This window comes from Pseudomonas sp. LS-2, assembly GCF_003605735.1.
Taxonomy (GTDB): Bacteria; Pseudomonadota; Gammaproteobacteria; order Pseudomonadales; family Pseudomonadaceae; genus Aquipseudomonas.
In genome coordinates, this window is the sequence record NZ_QXTJ01000043.1 from 189,791 (window position 1) to 211,037 (window position 21,247).

General features: G+C 62.0%; 16 protein-coding genes. 6 read left to right on the top strand and 10 right to left on the bottom strand.

The genetic code is table 11. The features are described 5' to 3' along the window. Positions 1–392 precede the first annotated feature (392 nt). From D3M70_RS28185 to D3M70_RS28205, 5 genes are read right to left on the bottom strand one after another with little or no spacing between them, the layout of a single operon-like run. Positions 393–1,133, bottom strand: a complete 741-nt coding sequence (locus D3M70_RS28185; RefSeq protein ID WP_120129198.1) for an amino acid ABC transporter ATP-binding protein — start codon at positions 1,131–1,133, stop codon at positions 393–395. Next, complete coding sequence (gene argH / locus D3M70_RS28190) at positions 1,130–2,632, bottom strand: argininosuccinate lyase (RefSeq protein WP_120129199.1); 1,503 nt, start codon at positions 2,630–2,632, stop codon at positions 1,130–1,132. The genes D3M70_RS28185 and argH overlap by 4 nt, the downstream gene beginning before the upstream one ends. An 11-nt stretch (positions 2,633–2,643) precedes the next feature. Next, a complete protein-coding gene (locus D3M70_RS28195) occupies positions 2,644–3,321 on the bottom strand; it encodes an amino acid ABC transporter permease (protein ID WP_120129201.1) in 678 nt (225 codons plus the stop codon). Between the two features lie 7 nt (positions 3,322–3,328). Further along, positions 3,329–3,991, bottom strand: coding sequence for an amino acid ABC transporter permease (locus D3M70_RS28200; RefSeq protein WP_120129203.1), 663 nt, complete (start codon positions 3,989–3,991; stop codon positions 3,329–3,331). 12 nt (positions 3,992–4,003) lie between these two features. Beyond that, positions 4,004–4,864, bottom strand: coding sequence for a transporter substrate-binding domain-containing protein (locus D3M70_RS28205; RefSeq protein WP_120129204.1), 861 nt, complete (start codon positions 4,862–4,864; stop codon positions 4,004–4,006). 229 nt (positions 4,865–5,093) lie between these two features. Here D3M70_RS28205 and D3M70_RS28210 point away from each other — a divergent pair, with 229 nt between their 5' ends. Beyond that, positions 5,094–5,999, top strand: a complete 906-nt coding sequence (locus D3M70_RS28210; protein WP_120129206.1) for a LysR substrate-binding domain-containing protein — start codon at positions 5,094–5,096, stop codon at positions 5,997–5,999. A 97-nt stretch (positions 6,000–6,096) separates the two neighbouring features. Here the strand turns inward: D3M70_RS28210 and hemB are convergent, their stop codons facing one another. After that, complete coding sequence (hemB, locus tag D3M70_RS28215; protein ID WP_120129207.1) at positions 6,097–7,071, bottom strand: porphobilinogen synthase; 975 nt, start codon at positions 7,069–7,071, stop codon at positions 6,097–6,099. Between the two features lie 234 nt (positions 7,072–7,305). Between hemB and D3M70_RS28220 the strand changes: the two genes are divergently transcribed. Then, positions 7,306–8,574: an MFS transporter gene (locus tag D3M70_RS28220; RefSeq protein WP_120129260.1), complete on the top strand. Its 1,269-nt coding sequence runs from the start codon at positions 7,306–7,308 to the stop codon at positions 8,572–8,574. A 40-nt stretch (positions 8,575–8,614) separates the two neighbouring features. Here D3M70_RS28220 and D3M70_RS28225 read toward each other — a convergent pair whose 3' ends face one another. After that, positions 8,615–9,148 carry a GNAT family N-acetyltransferase gene (locus tag D3M70_RS28225; RefSeq protein WP_120129208.1) on the bottom strand — a complete coding sequence of 178 codons (534 nt, stop codon included), beginning with the start codon at positions 9,146–9,148 and terminating at the stop codon, positions 8,615–8,617. Between the two features lie 236 nt (positions 9,149–9,384). Between D3M70_RS28225 and D3M70_RS28230 the strand changes: the two genes are divergently transcribed. Next, a complete protein-coding gene (locus tag D3M70_RS28230; RefSeq protein ID WP_120129210.1) occupies positions 9,385–10,323 on the top strand; it encodes a class I SAM-dependent methyltransferase in 939 nt (312 codons plus the stop codon). 107 nt (positions 10,324–10,430) lie between these two features. Here the strand turns inward: D3M70_RS28230 and D3M70_RS28235 are convergent, their stop codons facing one another. Then, a complete protein-coding gene (locus D3M70_RS28235; protein ID WP_120129212.1) occupies positions 10,431–12,050 on the bottom strand; it encodes a methyl-accepting chemotaxis protein in 1,620 nt (539 codons plus the stop codon). A 489-nt stretch (positions 12,051–12,539) separates the two neighbouring features. Between D3M70_RS28235 and D3M70_RS28240 the strand changes: the two genes are divergently transcribed. From D3M70_RS28240 to moaA, 3 genes are all read left to right on the top strand, one after another. Then, positions 12,540–13,802 (top strand): sodium:proton antiporter (locus D3M70_RS28240; RefSeq protein ID WP_133306539.1); only part of this gene is annotated, 1,263 nt, incomplete at its 3' end. A gap of 429 nt (positions 13,803–14,231) precedes the next feature. Further along, the gene (locus tag D3M70_RS28245) at positions 14,232–15,062 is read left to right on the top strand and encodes a formate/nitrite transporter family protein (protein WP_120129215.1); all 831 of its coding nucleotides are present in this window, start codon (positions 14,232–14,234) and stop codon (positions 15,060–15,062) included. A 68-nt stretch (positions 15,063–15,130) separates the two neighbouring features. Next, positions 15,131–16,129 carry a GTP 3',8-cyclase MoaA gene (gene moaA / locus D3M70_RS28250; RefSeq protein ID WP_120129216.1) on the top strand — a complete coding sequence of 333 codons (999 nt, stop codon included), beginning with the start codon at positions 15,131–15,133 and terminating at the stop codon, positions 16,127–16,129. 114 nt (positions 16,130–16,243) lie between these two features. On the opposite strand, the gene pgm is transcribed toward moaA, so the two are convergent. Together pgm and D3M70_RS28260 are read right to left on the bottom strand one after the other, a co-directional pair. Then, the gene (pgm, locus tag D3M70_RS28255; protein WP_120129218.1) at positions 16,244–17,887 is read right to left on the bottom strand and encodes a phosphoglucomutase (alpha-D-glucose-1,6-bisphosphate-dependent); all 1,644 of its coding nucleotides are present in this window, start codon (positions 17,885–17,887) and stop codon (positions 16,244–16,246) included. Between the two features lie 151 nt (positions 17,888–18,038). Further along, a complete protein-coding gene (locus D3M70_RS28260) occupies positions 18,039–20,261 on the bottom strand; it encodes an ATP-dependent DNA helicase (RefSeq protein ID WP_120129262.1) in 2,223 nt (740 codons plus the stop codon). Between the last annotated feature and the right edge of the window lie 986 nt (positions 20,262–21,247).

Consider the following 21,247-nt stretch of genomic DNA (forward strand, 5'->3'; position numbering starts at 1 on the left):
TATAGCCCCCGAATCGGCTTTTGATTCTGGCCGCAGGCCGTGGGAGCTGGCTTGCCTGCGATCTGGCGCGAAGCGGCAGCAAGATCACACAATCGAGTGCATCAGCCCCACCTCATGCGCAGGTTTTACTGCCGCTGCGCGCCAGATCGCCGACAAGTCAGGCTCCCACGCCCTGCGGGCAGAATCAGTTGCACTGCCGTCAGAAACAGCTCTGTGTCCCTCCAAATCGGCTTTTGATTCTGGCCGAAGGCCGTGGGAGTCTGGCTTTGCCAGCGATCTGCCGGGCACCGGCAGTAAAACCAGACACCCCAGCCCTATCAGAAACACCCTGCACTCAAGGTTTGCTGCCAGTGCCTGGCAGATCCCCAGCAGTACGTTTCCTCAGACCGCCCTCAATGCAACACACTCTGCAAGAACTGCCGCGTGCGGGGATGCTCAGGCGTGGAGAAAATCTGCGCTGGCGGGCCCATTTCGACGATCTTTCCGCCGTCGAAAAACACCACCCGATCCGCCACCTCGCGAGCAAAGCCCATCTCGTGAGTGACCACGATCATGGTCATCCCCTCCGCCGCCAGGCCCTTCATCACGTTCAGCACCTCGCCGACGGTTTCCGGGTCCAGCGCCGAAGTCGGTTCATCGAACAGCAGCAGGCGCGGTTTCATCGCCAATGCACGAACGATCGCCACCCTCTGTTGCTGCCCGCCCGACAACTCGCCCGGGTAGCCCTCGGCCTTGTGCCGCAGGCCCACGCGCTCCAGCAACGCCAGCGCATTGGCCTGGGCGTCGGCCTTGCTCTGCTTCTTGACCTTGACCGGCGCCAGAATCATGTTGGCCATGACCGTCATGTGCGGAAACAGCGTGTAATCCTGAAACACCATGCCGATGTCTTCGCGCAACCGGGCCATGGCCTTGCGATCGTTGGCCCGCACCGAGTCCCCGCCATCCACTACCACACTGCCGGCCGAAGGCTCTTCCAGGCTGTTGAGGCATCGAATGAAGGTTGACTTACCCGAGCCGCTCGGGCCGATGATCACCACGACCTCGCCTTGGGCCACATCCAGGTCGACGCCCTTGACCACCTCGACCTCGCCGAAGTGCTTGTGCAGTCCGCGCACCGTCAGCATGCTTTTCATAGGCCGGCCTGTGCGCGAGTCGCCGCTTGCAGTTTTTCCTGCGCCACCAGCAGACGATCACGCCGCGCCTGATTGGCCTGGCGTTCCACCTGCAACCGCGCGTTGGCCCGCAGCAGGCTCGGACGCAGCGAGGACAACGCCGGGCCACCGGCCGACGCACGGGACTGCACGTTGGCGGTCGGGTCCAGGCACTCGCGAACCTTGTGCGCCGGCAGATTCAGCGCGTGGCCCAGTTGTTCCATGGCACAGGCATCGACCATGTCAGTGTCGATCCTGTGCGCCGGCAAACCGGCATCCATGGCCATGCGGACGGCGGCGCCGACCACATGATGCGCCTCGCGGAACGACAGGTCGGCTTCACGCACGATCAGGTCGGCAAGCCCGGTGGCCGTCGAGAAGTCTTCGCCGGCACGGCGCACTGCCAGATCGGCATTGGGAATGGCCGTGCGCAAGACCAGTTCCAGCAGTTTCAGGCAGCGCAGGCTTTCTTCGGCCGCCTCCCAGAAACCCCGCGTGCCTTCGCGGTTGGCGTCGCCGGTATGGGAGAAGTTACTGCCCTTGACCGTCACGCTCGCCGCCATCAGCAGACCGACGATATGCCCGGTGCGGCCCTTGAGGTATTCCAGCACGGTGGGGTTTTTCTTCTGCGGCATGATGCTCGACGTCGCGGCCACGCTGTCCGGGAAGTCGATCAGGCTGAACTCGTGGGTGCTCCAGACGAAATAGTCCTGCGCCACCCGACTCCAGAACACCGACAGCAGGCTCAGGTGTGACAGGCTTTCCAGGATGAAATCCCGCGAACCGACGGCGTCCAGCGCGTTGTCCAGATAGCCGTCGAAACCCAGCAGTTCGGCGGTACGCGCACGGTCGATGGCGAACGGCGTGCCGGCGAACGCAGCCGCGCCCAGCGGGCTCTGGTTCATCGACTCCAGGGTTTGAGTGAGGCGTTTGCAATCGCGCTCCAGCGCCTGCTCCACCGCCGACAGGTAATAACCGTAGGTGATCGGCTGGGCCGGTTGCAGATGGGTGTAACCGGGCATCACCACTTCGGCGAACACTTCGGCGTTGTTCAGCGCGGTCTGGCGGGTCTGGATCAGCGCATCGATCAGGCCCATCAACACTTCCCGGCAACGCAGACGGTCGAGGGTGGCGAGGATATCGTTGCGGCTACGCCCAGTGTGCAGACGACCACCGATGTCGGTGCCAATCTGCTCGATCAGGTGCGCCTCATAGTTGAAGTAGGCGTCCTCGCGGGACGGATCGAGGGTGACCTCGCCCGGCCCCGCCGCTTCCATGTCCAGCACACCTTTGGCCAGCACGCTGGCGTGTTCACCACGAATCAGGCCCTGCTCGGCGAGCATCACGATGTGCGCCTTGTTGACGTTGCCCAGGTTGACGAAGCCATCGGCGAACCCTTCCAGTCGCGGGCGATAGATGTACTCGTTGACCTCAGGGGCGGTGGTTTCCTTCAAGCGACGACTGACTTTGGATTCTTGCATGATCAAACCCCTTAACGAGTTGCGCGCATCGCCGGACGACCCAGGCGACGTTCGAGATAACGGCTGAGCCAGCTCAGCAATGAACAGATGACGAAGTACACCAGCAGCACCAGCCCATAGACGCTGAAGGCGGGGCTGACGCCGGTCATGACGGTGGAACGCTCGACGATGATCTGGCCGACCTTGAGAAACTCGCCGACCCCCACCAGCGCCCCGAGCGAGGTGGCCTGTACCAGCATGGTCAGCAGCCCCGTGTACGCCGGCAGAATCGCCTTCATCGATTGCGGTGCAATCACATGCAGGTAGATCTGCCAGGGACGCAGGCCCAGGGTCCAGGCGCTTTTCCATTGGTGGCGCGACACCGACTCCAGGCCACCGCGCACGATTTCGATGCCGTTGGCACTGCCCCACAGGGTCAGGCCGGTGACCACCGCCGCGAACGGACTCAGGTCGAGCCCGAGCATCGGCGCGCCGAAGAAGATGAAGAACACGTTGACGATCAGCGGGATCGAGCGGAACAGCTCGACGTAGCCGTGAATGGCAAGGCGCAACAGGCGACTCTTGAGTGTCGCCAGCACGCCAAATACCGCCGAGATGATCGTGGTGAACAACAGGATTACCAGCGCCAGGCGCACGGTCATCCACAGTCCCTTGAGCACGAAACCCCAGTTTTCGACCAGAAAGTTCATGAGGGCCTCAGTGCCTGAATGGACGTTGCAGGTGGGCGGACAGGCGTCCGGTCAACAGCGACAGAATCGCCACCAGGGCCAGGTACATCACACAGATCGCGCTGAACATCTCGATGGCGCGAAAATCCGTGGCGATGCGGTCCACCGCCACGAACGTGAGCTCCGCCAGACCAATGGCTTGCAGGTACGACGAGTTCTTCAGCAACGAGATCGCGGTGTTGAGCACCGCTGGCAAGCTGGTGCGGAACGCGATCGGCAAGGCCACCAGGCACAGGTAGTGATGCGGCTTGAGGCTCAGGGCCATGCTCGCTTCACGCATCTTGTGCTCCACCGTGGCCAGGCCGCCGCGCATGTTTTCCACCTGATAGGCCCCCGCCCACAACGACAGGCAAAACACCCCGGACCAGAACAGCGACAGTTCGAGCCCTATCGCCGGCAGGCCGTAGAAGATGAAAAACAGCTGCACCAGAATCGGCGTGTTGCGGATCAACTCCACGTACAGCGCCACGATCTGGGCCAGCACCGGTATGCGCATCGCCCGTGCCGCGCCGCCAAGGATGCCGATCAGCAGAGAGAACGCGATGGCCAGCAGCGAAACCCGCAGCGTCATCAAGACACCGTCGAGCAGCGCCGGCCACTGCGCCAGCAGGTAATTGAAATCGAAGTCCATGACAGCGTCCGGTCAGAGTTTTTCAGCAGGCTTGGCCTGCTCGAACACGCTCAGGTAATAGCTCTGAATGTTTTCCGGGACGTACTGACGCACCCAGCCGCTGAACAGCTTCTCCTCGTGCATCTTCGCCACTGCAGCACTGAGGTAATCGCGCAGCGGCTCGTCGTTCTTGCGCACGCCGATGGCCGCGTCGGAAATCTGGAAGGGTTCGTTGATCAGGCGCGCGTCGCTGTCATTGGCAGCCACCACCACCAGCGTCGCCGCGTCATGGGTGTAGGCATCGGCGCGGCCCTGACGGAAGGTCTGCAAGGCGTCGGCGGCGCTGTTCATGCGCAGGGTCTTGACCTCGGGCATGTGGTCCTCGAACCACTTGGCCTGCACCGAGCCCTTGAGGGTGGCCAGGGTCTTGCCGTTGAGGTCCTTGATCGACTTGATCGGGCTGTCTTTCTTCACCACCACGTCACTGGCGCCCCAGCGATACGGGGTGGTGAAGTCGATGACGCGTTGACGCTCCGGGGTGACCCCGAGGGTGGCGATGAGGAAATCCACCTTGCGTCCCAGCAGTTGCGGCACGCGGTTTTCAGCGGTGACGCAGGTGAAGGTCACTTTGTCTTTGGACCCCAGCGCCCAGAGCGCGATCTGTTTTGACATCTCCACTTCGACACCGGCGAAATCGCCGCTGCCGTTCTGGAAACCGTAGGGCGGCTGATCGCAACGCACACCGGCGCGCAGTTGACCGGCTTCCTTGATTTCGTCAGGAACCGGCGGCAGATCCGCAGCATGAACCTGCGCCACACCAGCCAGGGAGACCCATGAGAACGCGAGGGCGCGACCCAATACGTTCAGCGAGAAGAACTTGGAAGAGAACGACATATTGCCTCCTGGTTACCTACCAGCGCAGCGCCGCACAACGCGACGACACGCAACGATTACAAGGGCAGAGAGCAGCGGGGTTTACAGCGCGGCGCAAGCGTCGAGGCGCGCTTGAACATCGCGTCCGTCTGCGCGGAATCTTCGATGTCGAAAACAGTTATAAAGCCTCTGGCTCATGCCAACAAATGACAATACATTGGTCGCCCATAACGAATTGATATGGCCTGCCATGAACTTCAAACAAGTCGAAGCCTTCCGCGCCGTGATGTTGAGCGGCTCGATGACCGCCGCAGCGGAGTCGCTGCACACCTCTCAACCCAACATCAGCCGCCTGATCGCGCAACTGGAACGCGGCAGCGGCTTCAAGTTGTTCGAGCGTGTCGGCGGGCGTCTGTTACCCACCGATGAAGGCGCCGCGCTGTTCGCGGACGTGGAGCGCGCGTTCATCGGTCTGCAGAGTCTGGAGAAGTCGGCGCAGAACATTCGTCGGGGCGGCACCGGCCAGTTGCGCATCGCGGCGGTGCCGTCGCTGTCGCTGACGGTGTTGCCGAAGGTCATTCAGCGTTTTCGTCAGGAGAACCCCGACGCGGCCATCTCCATCCACACCAGCGACTCACCGATGGTTGCGCACTGGGCGGCGTCGCAGTTCTGCCATGTGGGGCTGGCGTCTTACGTTGGGGAGGAGATGCCTGGCGTGCGCACGCAGAAAATCTGCGACGTGCCGGGGGTCTGCGTGTTTCCCAAGGGGCATCGGTTGGGTGAGTTGAAGTCGGTGAAGCCCGACGACCTGAAAGGCGAGGAGTTTATTTCGCTGTCGCAGAACGACGGCTCACGCACCCGCGTGGACCGGGCATTCGCCGCAGACAAGGAATACCGCAAGCTGAATCTGGAGACGCCCTATGCGGCGACCGTCTGCTCATTGGTTGCGTTGGGACTGGGGGTGAGCATCGTCAGCCCCATGGTGGCGCTGGAGTATCTGCACATGGGCATCGAAACCCGCCCCTTCCTCCCGCAGATCCGTTTTTCCACGTACCTGCTGCTGCCGGAGGATCGGCCGCAGAGCCTGCTGAGCCAGCGTTTCGGCGAGTTGATCGAGGAGATGCTCACCGAGGCGAGCAAGGACTGGCAGGGGTAGCGCACCCACCCGAACATCGCATTTGCGGCAGTCAACACGGTCCCTGTGGGAGCTGCCGGAGGTTACGACGGTGGCGAAGGCGGCATGCCTGTCGCCATCAGATTCCGGCCAGTGCCAGATCCATCGCAAAGTAAGTGAAGATCAGGTCCGCACCGGCGCGCTTGATCGCGCCCAGGCTTTCACGCACCACCCGCCCCTCGTCGATGGCACCCGCCTGGGCACCGAACTTGATCATCGCGTACTCGCCGCTGACCTGATACGCCGCCAATGGCAGGGTCGAGGCTTCGCGGATGTCGCGGATGATGTCCAGGTACGCACCGGCTGGCTTGACCATCAACGCATCGGCGCCTTCGGCTTCGTCCATCAACGACTCGCGCAGGGCTTCGCGGCGGTTCATCGGGTTCATCTGGTAGCTCTTGCGATCGCCTTTGAGCGCCGAACCGCCGGCCTCACGGAACGGACCGTACAGGGACGATGCGAACTTGGTCGAATAGGCCATGATCGGCGTCTGGGTGAAGCCTGCGGCATCCAGCGCAGCGCGAATGGCCCGCACCTGTCCGTCCATCGCCGCCGAGGGAGCAATGACATCCGCTCCGGCGCGAGCGGCCATGACCGCCTGCTTGCCGAGGTTCTCGATGGTCGCGTCGTTGTCGACATGGGCGCCGTGCATCACGCCGCAATGGCCGTGATCGGTGTATTCGCAGAAACAGGTGTCGGACATCACGATCATTTCCGGCACCGCATCCTTGATGGTCCGCGAAATGCGCGACACCAGACCGTTCTCCTGCCAGGTGTCACTGCCGGTGGCGTCCAGATGATGGGACACGCCGAAGGTCATCACCGACTTGATACCGGCGCGGGCATAGCGCTCGACTTCCTGCGCCAGCTTCGACTCGGGAATCCGGCTCACGCCGGGCATGCTGTTGATCGGCACGAACTCGTCGACTTCTTCTTCGACGAAGATCGGCAGCACCAGGTCGTTCAGGGTGAATTCGGTTTCCTGAAACAGCGCGCGAAAGTTTGCGTTGCTGCGCAGGCGACGTGGACGAGCGGCGGGAAACACACTGGACATGGCAGTTCCTGAAGAAAGATTTCCGGAAAACGACCGGACCGACAGCGTCCGGAAGATATCAATGGCGCGAAGCTTATGCCTGCGCCGTTCTCGATTCAAATGTCGCGGCAATAAACTCCATTACCGAAGCGGTAACAGTGCCATTGAGGTCATCGAACGAACGTCGTGCGGCCAGGTCATTAAGCATGAGCGGCAGCCAATCCCGGTTGCACCGACGTGTGCATCGAGACCAACGTGAACAGCTCATCAGACCTGCGCAACAACCGCTCGCTGGACGGCCTCAACTTCTTTCTCGCCGACGTGCGCGACGGGCTCGGCCCGTATCTCGCGATCTACCTGCTGGCGGTACATAAATGGGATCCGGCCAGCATCGGGCTGGTCATGACGCTCGCTGGTATAGCCGCTTTGATCACCCAGACGCCAGCGGGTGCGCTGATTGACCGCACCCGCAGCAAGCGTCTGGTGGTGGCCGTCGCGGCGTTGTTGGTGACGGCAGGTTGCCTTGTGCTGCCTTTGATCCATTCCTTTACCTGGGTCGCCATCACCCAGGCCCTGAGCGCCATCGCAGGCTCGGTGTTCGCCCCGGCCATTGCCGCAATCTCGCTGGGCATTACCGGGCCGAAGGCGTTCACTCGTCGCACCGGTCGCAACGAAACCTGGAACCATGCCGGTAACGCCTGCGCAGCGCTGCTGGCCGGGGGCTGCTCGTGGGCGTTCGGGCCGATTGCGGTGTTTTACCTGATGGCCTTCATGGCTGCGGCGAGCATCGTCGCGGTGAGTTTTGTCGACGCCAGCGCCATCGATCATGAGGTCGCACGGGGCTTCGATCCCGAACATCGACAAACGCACGAGCAACCCAGCGGGTTGTCGGTGCTGCTGCACAACCAGCCGTTGCTCGTGTTCGCCATCTGCTGCGGGCTGTTCCATCTGGCCAACGCCGCCATGTTGCCGCTGGTGAGCCAGAAGCTTTCGCAGATCGACATGCAACTCGCCACGCCGCTGACTTCCGCCTGCATCGTCGCGGCTCAACTGGTGATGGTGCCAGTCGCCTGGCTGGTGGGCGCAAAGGCAGACACGTGGGGACGCAAGCCTTTGCTGCTGGCGGGCTTCGTCATCCTGCCGCTGCGCGGTGTGCTGTATGTACTGTCGGACAACCCGTACTGGCTGGTGGCGGTGCAACTGCTCGATGGCATCGGGGCCGGAGCCTTTGGCGCCTTGCTCCCGCTGGTGGTCAAAGACCTGACCCACGGCACCGGTCGTTTCAATGTCAGCCTGGGTGCGATTTCAACGGTGTTCGGCCTGGGCGCTGCGCTGAGTAACGGCCTGGCCGGACTGGTGATTCGTGAGGCCGGTTACAGCGCGGCCTTTTTGACCCTGGCTGCGATTGCGTCCATCGCGTGCCTGTTGCTGTGGTTGGCAGTGCCCGAAACCCTCAGGTCCGCGCAGGTATCAAAACGTCGGCCCGCTGCCGAACCGACGCCGAACCACCCAGATATTACGTAATACGTGGCAAGATGGTGACCCCTCGCCCTCTCGTTGCGTTTCAACCTTGGGGCGTACTGCCTGACCCCTCGCCCAATTCGCGCTGCATCAGTACCGTGTCGAGCCAGCGCCCGTGTTTGAAACCCACGGACTGGAACACCCCGACCTTGCGAAACCCCAGGCGCTCGTGAAGGCGGATCGAGGCCATGTTTTCGCTGTTGCCGATCACCGCCAGCATCTGCCGCCTCCCGCCGTCAGTGCAGCGCTGGATGATTCGACTCAACAGCGCATGACCGATGCCGAGGCCGGCCATGCCCTCACGCACATACACCGAGTCTTCGACCGAGAAACGGTACGCCGGCCGTGGCCGATACAGCGTGGCGTAGCCATAGCCGACCACTTCGCCCTCACGCTCGGCCACCAGGTACGGCAGGTCCTGGGCACACACGTCGGCACGGCGCTGGAGCATCTGTGGAAGGGTTGGCGCCTCCAGTTCGAAACTCGCGGTGCCGTGAATCACGTGGTGGGAATAGATCGCCTGCACGGCTGGCATGTCATCGTCGCGGGCATCGCGCAGGATCAGGGTGTCGGGCATTGCGGGTCCTCTCTGGAAGGTAACACTGGGTTGCCGTGCAGCCACACGGCGAAAGACCGAGCAATCATGACCTACCGACCTGCCTGGACAAAGTGATGATTCGTGAACGTCAGCGTCAGCGTCAGCGTCAGCGAAACGTTGCCATGCACGCCTCGTCCGCCATCATCTGCAACTGCTGGCGCCCGGATTGGGTTTAGAATGCCGCCTTTTCCCGATTGCCGACACGCCGCCACCCCATGAATGCCGACGCCCTGAACACCCTCAACGAGCACCTGCTCGACGCCCTTGACCCTGCGCCCGCTGAAACCCGTCGCCTGTTCCACGGTCGTGGCCGGCGCTGGCCGGGACTGGAGCAACTGACCGTGGACTGGATGCAGGGCGTGGTGCTGGTCTCGCTGTTCAAGGAACCCGCTGCCGAAGAACTCGAGGCGTTGAAACGCCTGCTGCTGGATCTGGTGCAGGCGCAGGTCTGGAAAAACAGCCAGGCGCACACGCTGCTTCTGCAGCACCGGTATTTGCCTGACAGCCTCACCGAAGCGCTGCTGGGCGAGATGCCGGACGAATGGACGCTGACCGAAGGCGGCCTGCGCTACCTTGTCGATTTCGGCAGAAAACAGAACACCGGACTGTTCCTCGACATGCGTTACGGCCGCGACTGGGTGCGCGCCAACGCCTCGGGCAAGCGCATTCTCAATCTGTTCGCCTACACCTGTGGGTTTTCCGTGGCGGCCATCGAGGGAGGTGCGGATTTCGTGGTCAATCTGGACATGTCCCGCGCAGCCCTGAGTCGGGGGCGCGACAACCATCGCCTGAACGGCCACGACCTGAGCAAGGTCAGTTTCCTCGGCCACGAGCTGTTCAAGTCCTGGGGCAAGGTGAAAAGCGGCGGGCCGTACGATCTGGTGATCATCGACCCGCCGTCATTTCAGAAAGGCAGCTTTCTGCTGACCAAGGATTACCAGCGCGTGCTGCGCAAACTGCCCGAGTTGCTCAGCGACGACGGCACGGTGCTGGCCTGCATGAACGACCCGGCGCTGGGGGCCGATTTCCTCATCGAAGGCGTAATGCGCGAAGCGCCGGGATTGCGCTTCGAACAGCGTCTGGAAAACCCGCCGGAGTTCGCGGACATCGAGCCCGGCGGCGGGCTCAAGGCGTTGGTGTTCCGCCAGGGTTGATGGCCACAGGCGCCACCCCGCGCAGTCCGGCTTGCCGGCGGTGGCGTTTTCAAGATCGGGGCCGCCGGCAAGCCGGACTGCTACGGGTGCGCGGGACGACACGGCCGTTACGCACTCAAACGCGATATCACATCATTCAACCCCACCGACAACCCATGCAGATCCTCGCTCGCGCTTTGCGTGCGCTGCACGTTGCTCTGATTGGTGGTGGCGATGGCGGTGATTTCCGTCAGGTTGCGCGAGATGTCTTCGGCCACCGACGTCTGCTCTTCCGCCGCCGTAGCGATCTGCCGGTTCATGTCGCGGATCGCCTCCACCGCCGAGGTAATGCGTTGCAGCGACGAACCGGCCAGGGCCACTTGATCAACACTTTCCTGACTGCGCGCCTGACCGCTTTCAATGGCCAGCGCGGCATCGATTGCACCGGTCTGCACCGAACTGATGATCTGATTGATCTCGGCCGTTGAGGCGGCCGTGCGCTGAGCCAGTGTCCGCACCTCATCGGCCACCACTGCAAAGCCGCGGCCGGCGTCTCCGGCACGAGCCGCTTCGATAGCGGCGTTGAGCGCCAACAGGTTGGTCTGCTCGGCGATGCCACGAATCACTTCCAGCACCTTGCCGATTCGTCCGCTGTCACTTTCCAGACGACGAATGACCTCGGCGGTGTTGCTGATCTCGGTACGCATCTGGGTGATCGCAGTGATCGTCGCGCTCATCACCTTGCCGCCATCCTGGGAACTGCGATTAGCCTCATCGGCAGCCTGCGCAGCCTGGGCGGCGTGACGGGCAACTTCCTGAGCGGTCGCGGACATTTCGGTCATGGCCGTGGCGACCTGATCGGTGCGCTCGAATTGCTCGTGGGTGCCCTGAGCCATCAACGCCGCAATGGCCTTCAGTTCGCCACCGGCGCTGTCCAGATCGGTGGTGCTGCGCTTGAGGCGGGTGAAGGTGTCGGCCAGAAAATCGCGCAGGGTGTTGGCGGCAACGGCCAGACGACCCAGCTCATCCTGACGAGTAATGCTGACCCGATCACTGAAGCGTCCCTGGCTGAGCTGCGCCACGTATTCGATCAGCATGCCGATCGGGCCCACAATGTTGCGATTGACCATCCAAAGGGTCAGCACGCCCACCAGTAACGCCGACGCCAGCATCACCAGCGTACCGATGAGAATCGTCTGATCGGCCGTGTTGCTGATCGAGACCGATTGCGCATCGCTCAGCTTGCGCAGGCTCAGCACCAGTTCGCTCATCTGCTCGCTGGCGGCACGGTCAACGCCTTTGACGGCCTGATCGCCTGCGGCCGGGTCCGCATCCGCTGCAACGAATGCATCACGCCCCTTACGATAGGCGACCCCCAGCGCACGATGCTCTTCACGCAGCGTGTCGACCCGAGATCGACTCGCGGCATCAAGGTCTTTCAGGGCACTCAACTGCCCCAGGGTGTCCTGAACCTGACGTTCCTGATCCTCGAACTGGCCCCAGAACCTGTCGCGGTCGGTCGGCTGTTTGCCGCGCAACAGCACGTTTTTCCATTCCTGGACCTGGATCTTGAATTGCAGGTTGGCCTGGTCGACCAGTTGCGAAGCGTGCAGCGGGCCTTCCAGCAAGCCGCGGTACGCATGCACGTTGCTGGATAGGAAGTGAAAACAGGCCAGGGCGATCAGCAACACCAGCACCAGGCTGCCACTGAGCAGCGCCAGAATCTGCAATCTCAGGGATTTCGACATACGGGGAATCTCATCAGGGGGGACTGCTGTCTTCGAGGGCCTTGATGACTGTCGAAGGTTTGCCTGCCAATCACATCCCTGTGCCACCGTTTCGAACATTCGAGAACGTTCACAAAACAGCGTGCTCACACAGGCTGATTCGACCTTGCCGCGAGGTTCTTTAAGGCGCTGACAGGACATCCGATGGGCGGTCGAAAAGCGTCAAAAGAGCGTCCGAATCACGAGCCGGTTTTTTGTCGAATGTCGGTTTAAGCCGCTGAAACGCAAATGAAATCTATCGCCCATGTCACGCCGAAATGGATCCAGTGCGCAAAGATCCATGCGCCCCGACTCTCTGAAAAAATCCGGCAGGCCGACGACAGCATTCTCCGATAATCCTCCGCCGGCAAGCCGTGCTGCGAAAGCCGCCTCGAGGTTTTTTTAACTATCCCCACTGAGCACAGTCACACACAGAACGCTGCCCAATCCTTTTACGCATGACGAGGCCCGATGAGTTTCATTCTTTGCATGACCGTGTTCGGCGTCCTGTTGATGCTGCTGGCACTGACTTCCTCTTACCTGCGCTGGTTGCCGGTGACCACTTCGGCGGTGTGTCTGGCGTTCGGTGCGGGGATCGGCCCCTGGGGCCTTGACCTGGTGCAACTGGATGTCCGCGATGCACGCCACTGGCTGGAGCGCCTGACCGAAGTCGCGGTGCTGTTTTCGCTATTCAACACCGGCATCAAACTGCGCCTGCCACTGCATCGCAAAGCCTGGCATTCGGCGTACCTGCTCGCGGTGCCGATCATGCTCGCCAGTATCGCTGGCGTGTGCCTGGCCGGCCATTACCTGCTGGATCTGCCGTGGGCGGTGTCCCTGCTGCTGGGGGCGATGCTGTCGCCCACCGACCCTGTACTGGCGGGGCTGGTGCAGGTCAACAACGCCCAGGATTTCGACCGCGTGCGCTTTGGCCTGTCCGGTGAAGCCGGTCTCAACGACGGCACGGCCTTTCCCTTCGTCATCTTCGCCCTGCTGTTAATCACCCACGGCTCCTCGGACTTCAACTGGGTGCAAGGCTGGCTGCTGAAGAACATTGTCTGGGGCGTGCCCGTGGGTCTGCTGCTCGGCTATGGTCTAGGCCGTGGCGTGGGGCATCTGATGATTTATCTGCGGATCAAAAACGCCGACAGCACCACCTCACCCAACGACTTTCTGGCCTTGGCGCTGATCGCGGTGTCCTACGTGGCGGCCGAAGGCCTGGGCGCCTACGGTTTTCTTTCGGTGTTCGCGGCCGGTTTGGGCCTGCGCCAGGCCGAAGTGCGCACCACTCGGTCGGAGGTCCCGGCCGAACACGTGGCCAAGCCCGTGCTGGGGCACATGCACAGCGAGCCGGCAGCGGCGACCGTCACCGCGCAGGAGGAACTGAGCGAATCGCAACTGGCTGCAGGGGTGATGATGGGCGACATGCTGGCGTTCGGCGGTCTGGTTGAGCGGGCCATGGAGGTGCTGCTGATTACCTTGCTCGGCGCTGCGATTGCTTCTTACTGGGACTGGCGCGCACTCACGCTCGGGCTTGCCCTGTTCTGTGTGGTCAGGCCGCTGAGCGTCTGGCTGTTGATCAGCCGTCAGTTGCTGACGCGACCGCAGAAGGCGCTGGTTGGCTGGTTCGGCATTCGCGGGATCGGCACCCTGTATTACCTGTGCTATGCCCTTTCCCACGGGCTGCCTAAAGAAAACATGCAAAGCACGATTGGCCTGACCCTGTCGGTGGTCNTACGAACGGAGCATGCAAACGGACAGCAAGAACTGAAACGCGAAGGCGGGAAATGGATCGTCGCCGCCTTCTTCACCGCGACGATTTGACACGCGCCTCCTGTCACGTTTCATGAGCCCTGGCCGTCCCAAGGGACGGAGAATGGGAATGCCCCGGATGCGACGATAGACCGCATCGATCACTTCATCGGAACAAGCGATTGGACGCTCTACGTCCTGATCGGTAGCTTGCTCACCAACTGATCACGCTTTTTTTGCCGCCGCTGCAACGTGGCCAAAAGTCGCACATCGTTATCTTCGCAGGGACCTGCCGTCGTGTCGCCCGACACGCTCGCGCACCAAGACCGGATTCTTGTCACCCTCTACCTATCTGCGTGGCCCGCGGCCTTGTGTCGTCGTGTCGGTCATTGCGTGCGAGCCGAGAAAAACATGTCCATCAACACGCCTCAACAGATCGCTGAAATGACCGTCGAAGCCGGTGTAAAGAAATCGCACCTGCCCGTCCTTTCGATCCTGGTCCTGGGTTTTCTTGCCGGAGCCTTCATCGCCCTGGGGTTTCTGCTAGACATCCATGTCAGCACCATGATCCCCGGCCCGTGGGCTTCGCTGGGTAATCTGTTGGGCGCAGCGGTGTTTCCGATTGGCCTGATCCTGGTGATCCTCGCCGGCGGCGAATTGCTGACCGGGAACATGATGAGCCTGCCGACCGCGTTGTTCGCGGGGCGCATTTCCGTGGGCGCGGTCGCCCGCAACTGGCTGTTGGTGACCTTCGCCAACCTGCTGGGCGCGCTGTTCATTGCCTGGTTCTTCGGCCATGTGCTGGGGTTGACCGAAGGCGCGTACCTGGCCAAGACGCTGGCCATCGCCAAAGCCAAAGTCAGCGCGGACTTCGGTCAGGCGTTCATTTCCGGCATCGGATGCAACTGGCTGGTGTGTCTTGCGGTCTGGTTGTCATATGCGAGCAAGGATGTGACCGGTAAGATCCTCGGCATGTGGTTCCCGATCATGGCGTTCGTGGCCATCGGTTTCCAGCACGTGGTCGCCAACATGTTCGTGATTCCGGCAGCCATCTTCGCGGACGCACTGAGCTGGGCCCAGTTCGTCGAAAACTTCTTCGCGGTATTCCTAGGCAACGCGGTCGGGGGTGCAATTTTCGTGGGTCTGGCGTATTACGTGTCGTATTCGAAAGCGACACAGGGCTCGGCAAACAGCGAGAATCCTGCGATGATCGAGCAACCGGTTGTGCACAAAATTCAATGATTCAGTCGCCAGACGCTCTGCAACGGGATGCGACCTGTTTCTGCCACTACAGGCTGTCGAGATAAGCAATGTCGGATCGAGTGCTGATAGACGGGTTTTCACGCAAAGTCGATTACGTACGAATGTCAGTGACTGATCGCTGCGATTTTCGTTGCGTGTATTGCATGGCCGAGGACATGACGTTCCTGCCGCGCCAGCAGATCCTTTCCCTGGAAGAAATTCAGCAGGTCGCCGAGCGTTTCGTGGCGTTGGGCACCAAAAAGATTCGCCTCACCGGCGGCGAACCGCTGGTCCGCTCCGGGATCGTCGGCCTGTGCAAGAACATCGCCGCCCTGCCCGGCCTGCGCGAACTGTGCATGACCACCAACGGCTCGCAACTGGAAAAACTGGCGGCGCCGCTGTTCGACGCCGGCCTCAAGCGCCTGAACATCAGCCTGGACAGCCTCGACCCCGCGCGCTTCAAGGAACTGACCCGCACGGGCGAACTGAGCAAGGTCATCGCCGGTATCGATGCCGCCAATGCCGCCGGTTTTACCCACACCAAACTCAATTGCGTGGTCATGCAGGGCCGCAACGATCACGAAATCAACGACCTGGTGGCGTTCGCCATCGATCGCGGGCTGGACATCACGTTCATCGAAGAGATGCCCTTGGGCGTGATCAGCGAGCACAGCCGCGCCGAATCGTTCTTCTCCAGCGAGCAGGTGCGCGAGCGCATCGCCGAACGCTATACGCTGGTCAACTCCACTGAATCGACCCAAGGCCCGTCACGCTACTGGCGCCTGGCCGAAGCGCCGGACATTCGCGTCGGTTTCATCTCGCCCCACAGCCACAACTTCTGTGCCACCTGCAACCGCGTTCGGGTCACGGTTGAAGGCCGCTTGCTGCTCTGCCTGGGCAACGAGCATTCCGCCGACCTCAAAGCCGTCCTGCGCGCCAACCCCGGCCACCCGGAAAAGATCGAAAAAGCCATCGTCGAGGCCATGAAACTCAAGCCCTACAAGCACAATTTCGAGATCAACGACGATGTGCAGGTGGTGCGGTTCATGAATATGACGGGCGGCTGACTCGCCGTTCGATCCCTTGGCGCGCGCCCGTCGTGGCTGGCGCTTGAGACACGCTCCAGATCACTCGCCGAAACGAAAAAGGTCTGGCATTTGCCAGACCCTTTTCATCAAAGGTTAAGGCGCAATCGCCCCATCCACCAACACTTGCGCCTCAGCCACCAGGCGCTTCAGATGCTCCTCGCCCTTGAAGCTCTCGGCGTAGATCTTGTAGATGTCCTCGGTGCCCGACGGACGCGCCGCAAACCAGCCGTTCTCGGTCATCACCTTCAAACCGCCAATCGCCTGATCGTTGCCCGGCGCCCTGCTCAGAATGCGGGTGATCTTTTCGCCCGCCAGTTCGGTCGACGTGACCTGCTCCGGTGACAGCTTGCTCAGCAACGCCTTCTGCTCGAAGTTCGCCTTCGCCTCGACACGCGTCGACACCGGCTCACCCAACTCATCGGTCAGCGCCTTGTACATCTCACTCGGATCACGGCCCTTGCGCGCGCGGATCTCAGCGGCCAGCAACGCCGGAATCAGACCATCCTTGTCGGTGGTCCAGACCGAACCGTCACGGCGCAGGAACGAGGCACCCGCACTCTCCTCGCCGCCAAAGCCGAGCGAACCTTCATACAGCCCTTCAGCGAAGAACTTGAAGCCCACCGGCACTTCATACAAACGACGCCCCAGGCGCTGGGTCACACGGTCGATCATCCCGCTGCTGACCACGGTCTTGCCGACGGCCGCATCGGCGCGCCAGTCAGGACGGTTCTGGAACAGGTAATCGATGGACACCGCCAGGTAATTGTTCGGCGCCAACAGGCCACCGGTCGGGGTGACGATACCGTGGCGGTCGTGATCCGGATCGCAAGCGAAGGCCACCTGGAAACGGTCCTTGAGCCCGATCAAACTCTGCATCGCGAAGTTCGACGACGGGTCCATGCGAATCTTGCCGTCCCAGTCCACGCTCATGAAGCGGAAAGTCGGGTCGACGAACTTGTTCACCACTTCAAGATTCAGGCCGTAATGCTCACCGATGGCAGACCAATAGCACACGCCCGCGCCACCCAGTGGATCGACGCCCAGCTTCAGGCTGGCGCCACGAATGGCGTCCATGTCGATCACGTTTTTCAGGTCAGCGACATAGGTATTGAGGTAGTCATGACGGTGAGTGGTGTCGGCCCGCAGCGCCTTTTCCAGACTCATGCGGGTCACGCCGACGATCTTCTCGGCGAGCAGCTCGTTGGCCTTGTTCTCGATCCACTTGGTGATGTGCGAATCGGCCGGGCCGCCGTTGGTGGGGTTGTACTTGAAGCCGCCGCTTTCCGGCGGGTTGTGCGACGGGGTGATGACGATGCCGTCGGCCAGACCGGACGTGCGGCCCTTGTTGTAGCAGATGATGGCGTGGGATACGGCCGGGGTCGGCGTGTACTCGTCACCCTCGGAAATCATCACATTGACGCCGTTGGCGGCCAGCACTTCCAGCGCCGTCGCGGCGGCTGGCGTGGACAGGGCGTGAGTGTCGGCACCGAGAAACAGTGGGCCGTCGATGCCGTTGGCCTGACGATACAGGCAGATCGCCTGACTGATGGCCAGCACATGCCACTCGTTGAAACTCAGGTCGAACGAGCTGCCACGGTGGCCTGAAGTACCAAAGGAAACCCGCTGGGTGGCGACCGAGGCGTCCGGCTGACCGGTGTAGTACGCCGTCACCAGGCGAGGAAGATCGACCAGCAATTCTGCAGGCGCCAGTTTGCCCGCGAATGGACTGATACTCATGCGAAACCTCCGTGGATGGAAAACCGTGAATTGGAAAAAATGTGGATCGTCAAACGTAAGAAATTGTTTGCTGCGCGGCAGTTTACTGGCAGTTGGACAGCCTTGCTCGGCTATCGATCCGTAAACCGTTGAGACAATTAGCAGACCCGCGTCAGACTTGCCACCATGCCGGCAACAATTGCTGAATCTTGCGTTCGGCAAAGCGGTCGTCGATGAGCATCACCACCCCGCGATCCTCCTGGCCGCGAATGACCCGCCCCGCCGCCTGCACCACTTTCTGCATGCCGGGGTACAGATAGGTGTAGTCGTAACCGGCGCCGAACAACAGGCTCATGCGCTGTTTGAGTTGCTCGTTGATCGGGTTGATCTGCGCCAGGCCCAGCGTCGCGATGAAAGCACCGATCAACCGAGCGCCAGGCAGGTCGATGCCTTCGCCGAATGCGCCACCCAGTACCGCAAAACCAATGCCCTGACTCTGCGGCGTGAATCGATCCAGGAACGCCTGACGGTCGGTTTCGGCCATGCCACGGGACTGCTGCCACATCGGGATCTGCGGGTGGGTCGCCGCCATCAGTTCGGCGACCTGTTGCAGGTAGTCGAAGCTGCTGAAGAACGCCAGATAGTTGCCCGGCCGCGCCTGGAACTGCTCGGCCATCAGCTCGACGATGGGCGCCAGCGACGCCTGCCGGTGGGTGTAACGCGTGGAGATGCGGCTGACGATGTGCACGTCCAGTTGCGAGCGCTGGAAGGGAGACTCCACGTCGACCCACGCGGTGGTGTCCGGCAGGCCCAGTAGGTCGCGGTAATAGTGGCGCGGGTTGAGCGTGGCGGAAAACAGCACGGTGCTGCGGGCGGTCGTCAGGCGTGGACGGATGAACCCGGCGGGCACCACATTGCGCAGGGTCAATCTGGACAGGGTTTTCTGGCCCAGATCGCGCTTGCTGATGTCGAACAGGTAATGCTCATCGAACAGTTCGGCAATGCGCCCGAACTGAATGGCTTCGAAATAGAAGCTCTGCAATTCGCCGTTGGCGGCCTGCGGGTGATCGTTGAAGTAGTCGCCGAACGCCGCGACGCACAGATTGAGGCTGGCAAGAAACTTTGCCGGTGTACCGGGATAGGCCTGGTACGGCGCGACCTGATCCTTGTGCAGTGCGTTCCATTCCCGATTGAGGCGCTGCAGGGCCTTCTTCAATGGCTCCGGCGCGGTCAGGCGCACCTGATTCATGCTGTATTGATCGAGGCTGGCGCTGTACATCTGCCGAGCGCGCTCGACCATGTTGTGCGCCTCGTCCACCAGCACCGCCACGCGCCACTGATTGAACTGGCATAGGCCGAACAGCAAGCCGCTCAAGTCGAAATAATAGTTGTAGTCGGCGATGACCACGTCCGACCAGCGCGCCAGTTCCTGGCTCAGGTAGTACGGGCAGACCTGATGCCGCAAGGCGACCTCACGCAGCCCGGCCTGATCCAGCCATGGCTCGACCAGCGCCTCGCTGCGCGCTGCCGGAAGGCGGTCGTAAAACCCCTTGGCCAGCGGACAGGAATCGCCATTGCAGGCGTTGGTCGGGTATTCGCAAGCCTTGTCCCGCGCCACCAGCTCCAGCACCCGCAGCTTGAGTTGCGGCGCGCTGCGGCCGATCACGCTCAAGGCATCCAGCGCCAACTTGCGGCCCGGGGTCTTGGCGGTGAGGAAGAACACCTTGTCCAGTTTCTGGCTCGGCGCCGCCTTGAGCATCGGGAACACGGTGCCGATGGTCTTGCCGATGCCAGTGGGCGCCTGGGCCATCAGACAACGCCCGGTGCTGACCGCCTTGTACACCGACTCGGCGAGTACGCGCTGGCCGCTGCGAAAGTCGGCGTGAGGGAACTTGAGTTGGGTCAGAGCCTGATTGCGCGCTTGAACGTGGGCCATTTCCTGTCGCGCCCAGTGCAGGAAGACCGTGCACTGGGCCTCGAAGAATGCCTGTAATTGCGCCGCTGTGAAGCGCTCCCGAATCAGGGTTTCCTGCTCGTTGACGATGTTGAAGTACACCAGCGCGACCGTCACTTCAGGCAGTCGCCGTTGCTGACAGATCAACCAGCCATAAACCTTGGCCTGAGCCCAGTGCAACTGCCGATGATTGTCCGGCATGGCGTCGAGGTCGCCGCGATAGGTCTTCACTTCTTCCAGTTGATTGAGCGTGGCGTCGTAGCCGTCTGCCCTGCCCCGCACCGTCAATTCGTGAAAGCTGCCGGACAACGCCACCTCTGACTGGTACTGCGGATCCCGCCGGGCTGATACCGTGCGATGCCCGGCGATGCCTTCCTGCGCGCTGGGCGACGGGGTGAAGCGAAGGTCCAGATCGCCGACCTTGGCGGTGAATTCGCACATCGCCCGCACCGCCACCGAATAACCCACGCCCGGCTCAACCGCGGTAACGGCCGGCGCCTGCGGCAGCTCGCTGGCAGCAGCGTCAGAGATGGGTTCGACGGGGAGAATGGAAGTCAAAGGAGCAACGGGCCGCAGGGTGGTGATACTGGACGGACATACAGATAACAGCTGAGCCCGAGGCTTGCAAACGGAAATGGATCGGCGGACGAAGGAACGGCTCCACGGCCTGCGGCCAGAATCAGAATTCGACAGCCCTTCCCGTAGCAGCACGGCTTGCCGGCGGTGGCGATTTCAAAAACGCCACCGCCGGCAAGCCGGACTGCTACAACTGTCCAAGGTGTCGCTGACAATGCCGCAGGACACACCGACCCGCTTCTGCCGAAGGCATGGAAGTAGCAGACTTGTCAGCGATCTGGCGCGAAGGGACAACGAAACCAATCCGCTTCTGCCGAAGGCGTGGGAGCCAGACTTGTCGGCGATCTGGCGCGAAGCGGCAGCAAAACCTGCGCATGCGGTGGGGCTGATGCACTCCATCGTCTGACCTTGCTGCCGGTCCCCGGCAGATCGCCGACAAGTCTGGCTCCCACGGCCTGCGGCCAGAATCAACATCCGACAGTCCTTCCCGTAGCTGCACGGCTTGCCGGCGGTGGCGATTTCAAAGACGCCTCCGCCGGCAAGCCGGACTGCTACAACTGTCCAAGGTGTCGCTGACAACGCCGCAGGACACACCGACTGCTTCTGCCGAAGGCGTGGAAGTAGCAGACTTGTCAGCGATCTGGCGCGAAGGGACAACGAAACCAATCCGCTTCTGCCGAAGGCGTGGGAGCCAGACTTGTCGGCGATCTGGCGCGAAGCGGCAGCAAAACCTGCGCATGCGGTGGGGCTGATGCACTCCATCGTCTGACCTTGCTGCCGGTCCCCGGCAGATCGCCGACAAGTCTGGCTCCCACGGCCTGCGGCCAGAATCAACATCCGACAGCCCTTCC

Excerpts from the sequence above, each read along its gene's own strand:
- D3M70_RS28260 (WP_120129262.1), bottom strand. The coding sequence starts at position 20,261 with ATGTGCGAATTCACCGCCAAGGTCGGCGATCTGGACCTTCGCTTCACC.
- D3M70_RS28225 (WP_120129208.1), bottom strand. The coding sequence starts at position 9,148 with ATGCCCGACACCCTGATCCTGCGCGATGCCCGCGACGATGACATGCCA.
- D3M70_RS28185 (WP_120129198.1), bottom strand. The coding sequence starts at position 1,133 with ATGAAAAGCATGCTGACGGTGCGCGGACTGCACAAGCACTTCGGCGAG.
- hemB (WP_120129207.1), bottom strand. The coding sequence starts at position 7,071 with ATGTCCAGTGTGTTTCCCGCCGCTCGTCCACGTCGCCTGCGCAGCAAC.
- D3M70_RS28195 (WP_120129201.1), bottom strand. The coding sequence starts at position 3,321 with ATGAACTTTCTGGTCGAAAACTGGGGTTTCGTGCTCAAGGGACTGTGG.
- D3M70_RS28200 (WP_120129203.1), bottom strand. The coding sequence starts at position 3,991 with ATGGACTTCGATTTCAATTACCTGCTGGCGCAGTGGCCGGCGCTGCTC.
- D3M70_RS28235 (WP_120129212.1), bottom strand. The coding sequence starts at position 12,050 with ATGTCGAAATCCCTGAGATTGCAGATTCTGGCGCTGCTCAGTGGCAGC.
- D3M70_RS28230 (WP_120129210.1), top strand. The coding sequence starts at position 9,385 with ATGAATGCCGACGCCCTGAACACCCTCAACGAGCACCTGCTCGACGCC.
- moaA (WP_120129216.1), top strand. The coding sequence starts at position 15,131 with ATGTCGGATCGAGTGCTGATAGACGGGTTTTCACGCAAAGTCGATTAC.
- D3M70_RS28245 (WP_120129215.1), top strand. The coding sequence starts at position 14,232 with ATGTCCATCAACACGCCTCAACAGATCGCTGAAATGACCGTCGAAGCC.
- pgm (WP_120129218.1), bottom strand. The coding sequence starts at position 17,887 with ATGAGTATCAGTCCATTCGCGGGCAAACTGGCGCCTGCAGAATTGCTG.
- D3M70_RS28210 (WP_120129206.1), top strand. The coding sequence starts at position 5,094 with ATGAACTTCAAACAAGTCGAAGCCTTCCGCGCCGTGATGTTGAGCGGC.
- argH (WP_120129199.1), bottom strand. The coding sequence starts at position 2,632 with ATGCAAGAATCCAAAGTCAGTCGTCGCTTGAAGGAAACCACCGCCCCT.
- D3M70_RS28205 (WP_120129204.1), bottom strand. The coding sequence starts at position 4,864 with ATGTCGTTCTCTTCCAAGTTCTTCTCGCTGAACGTATTGGGTCGCGCC.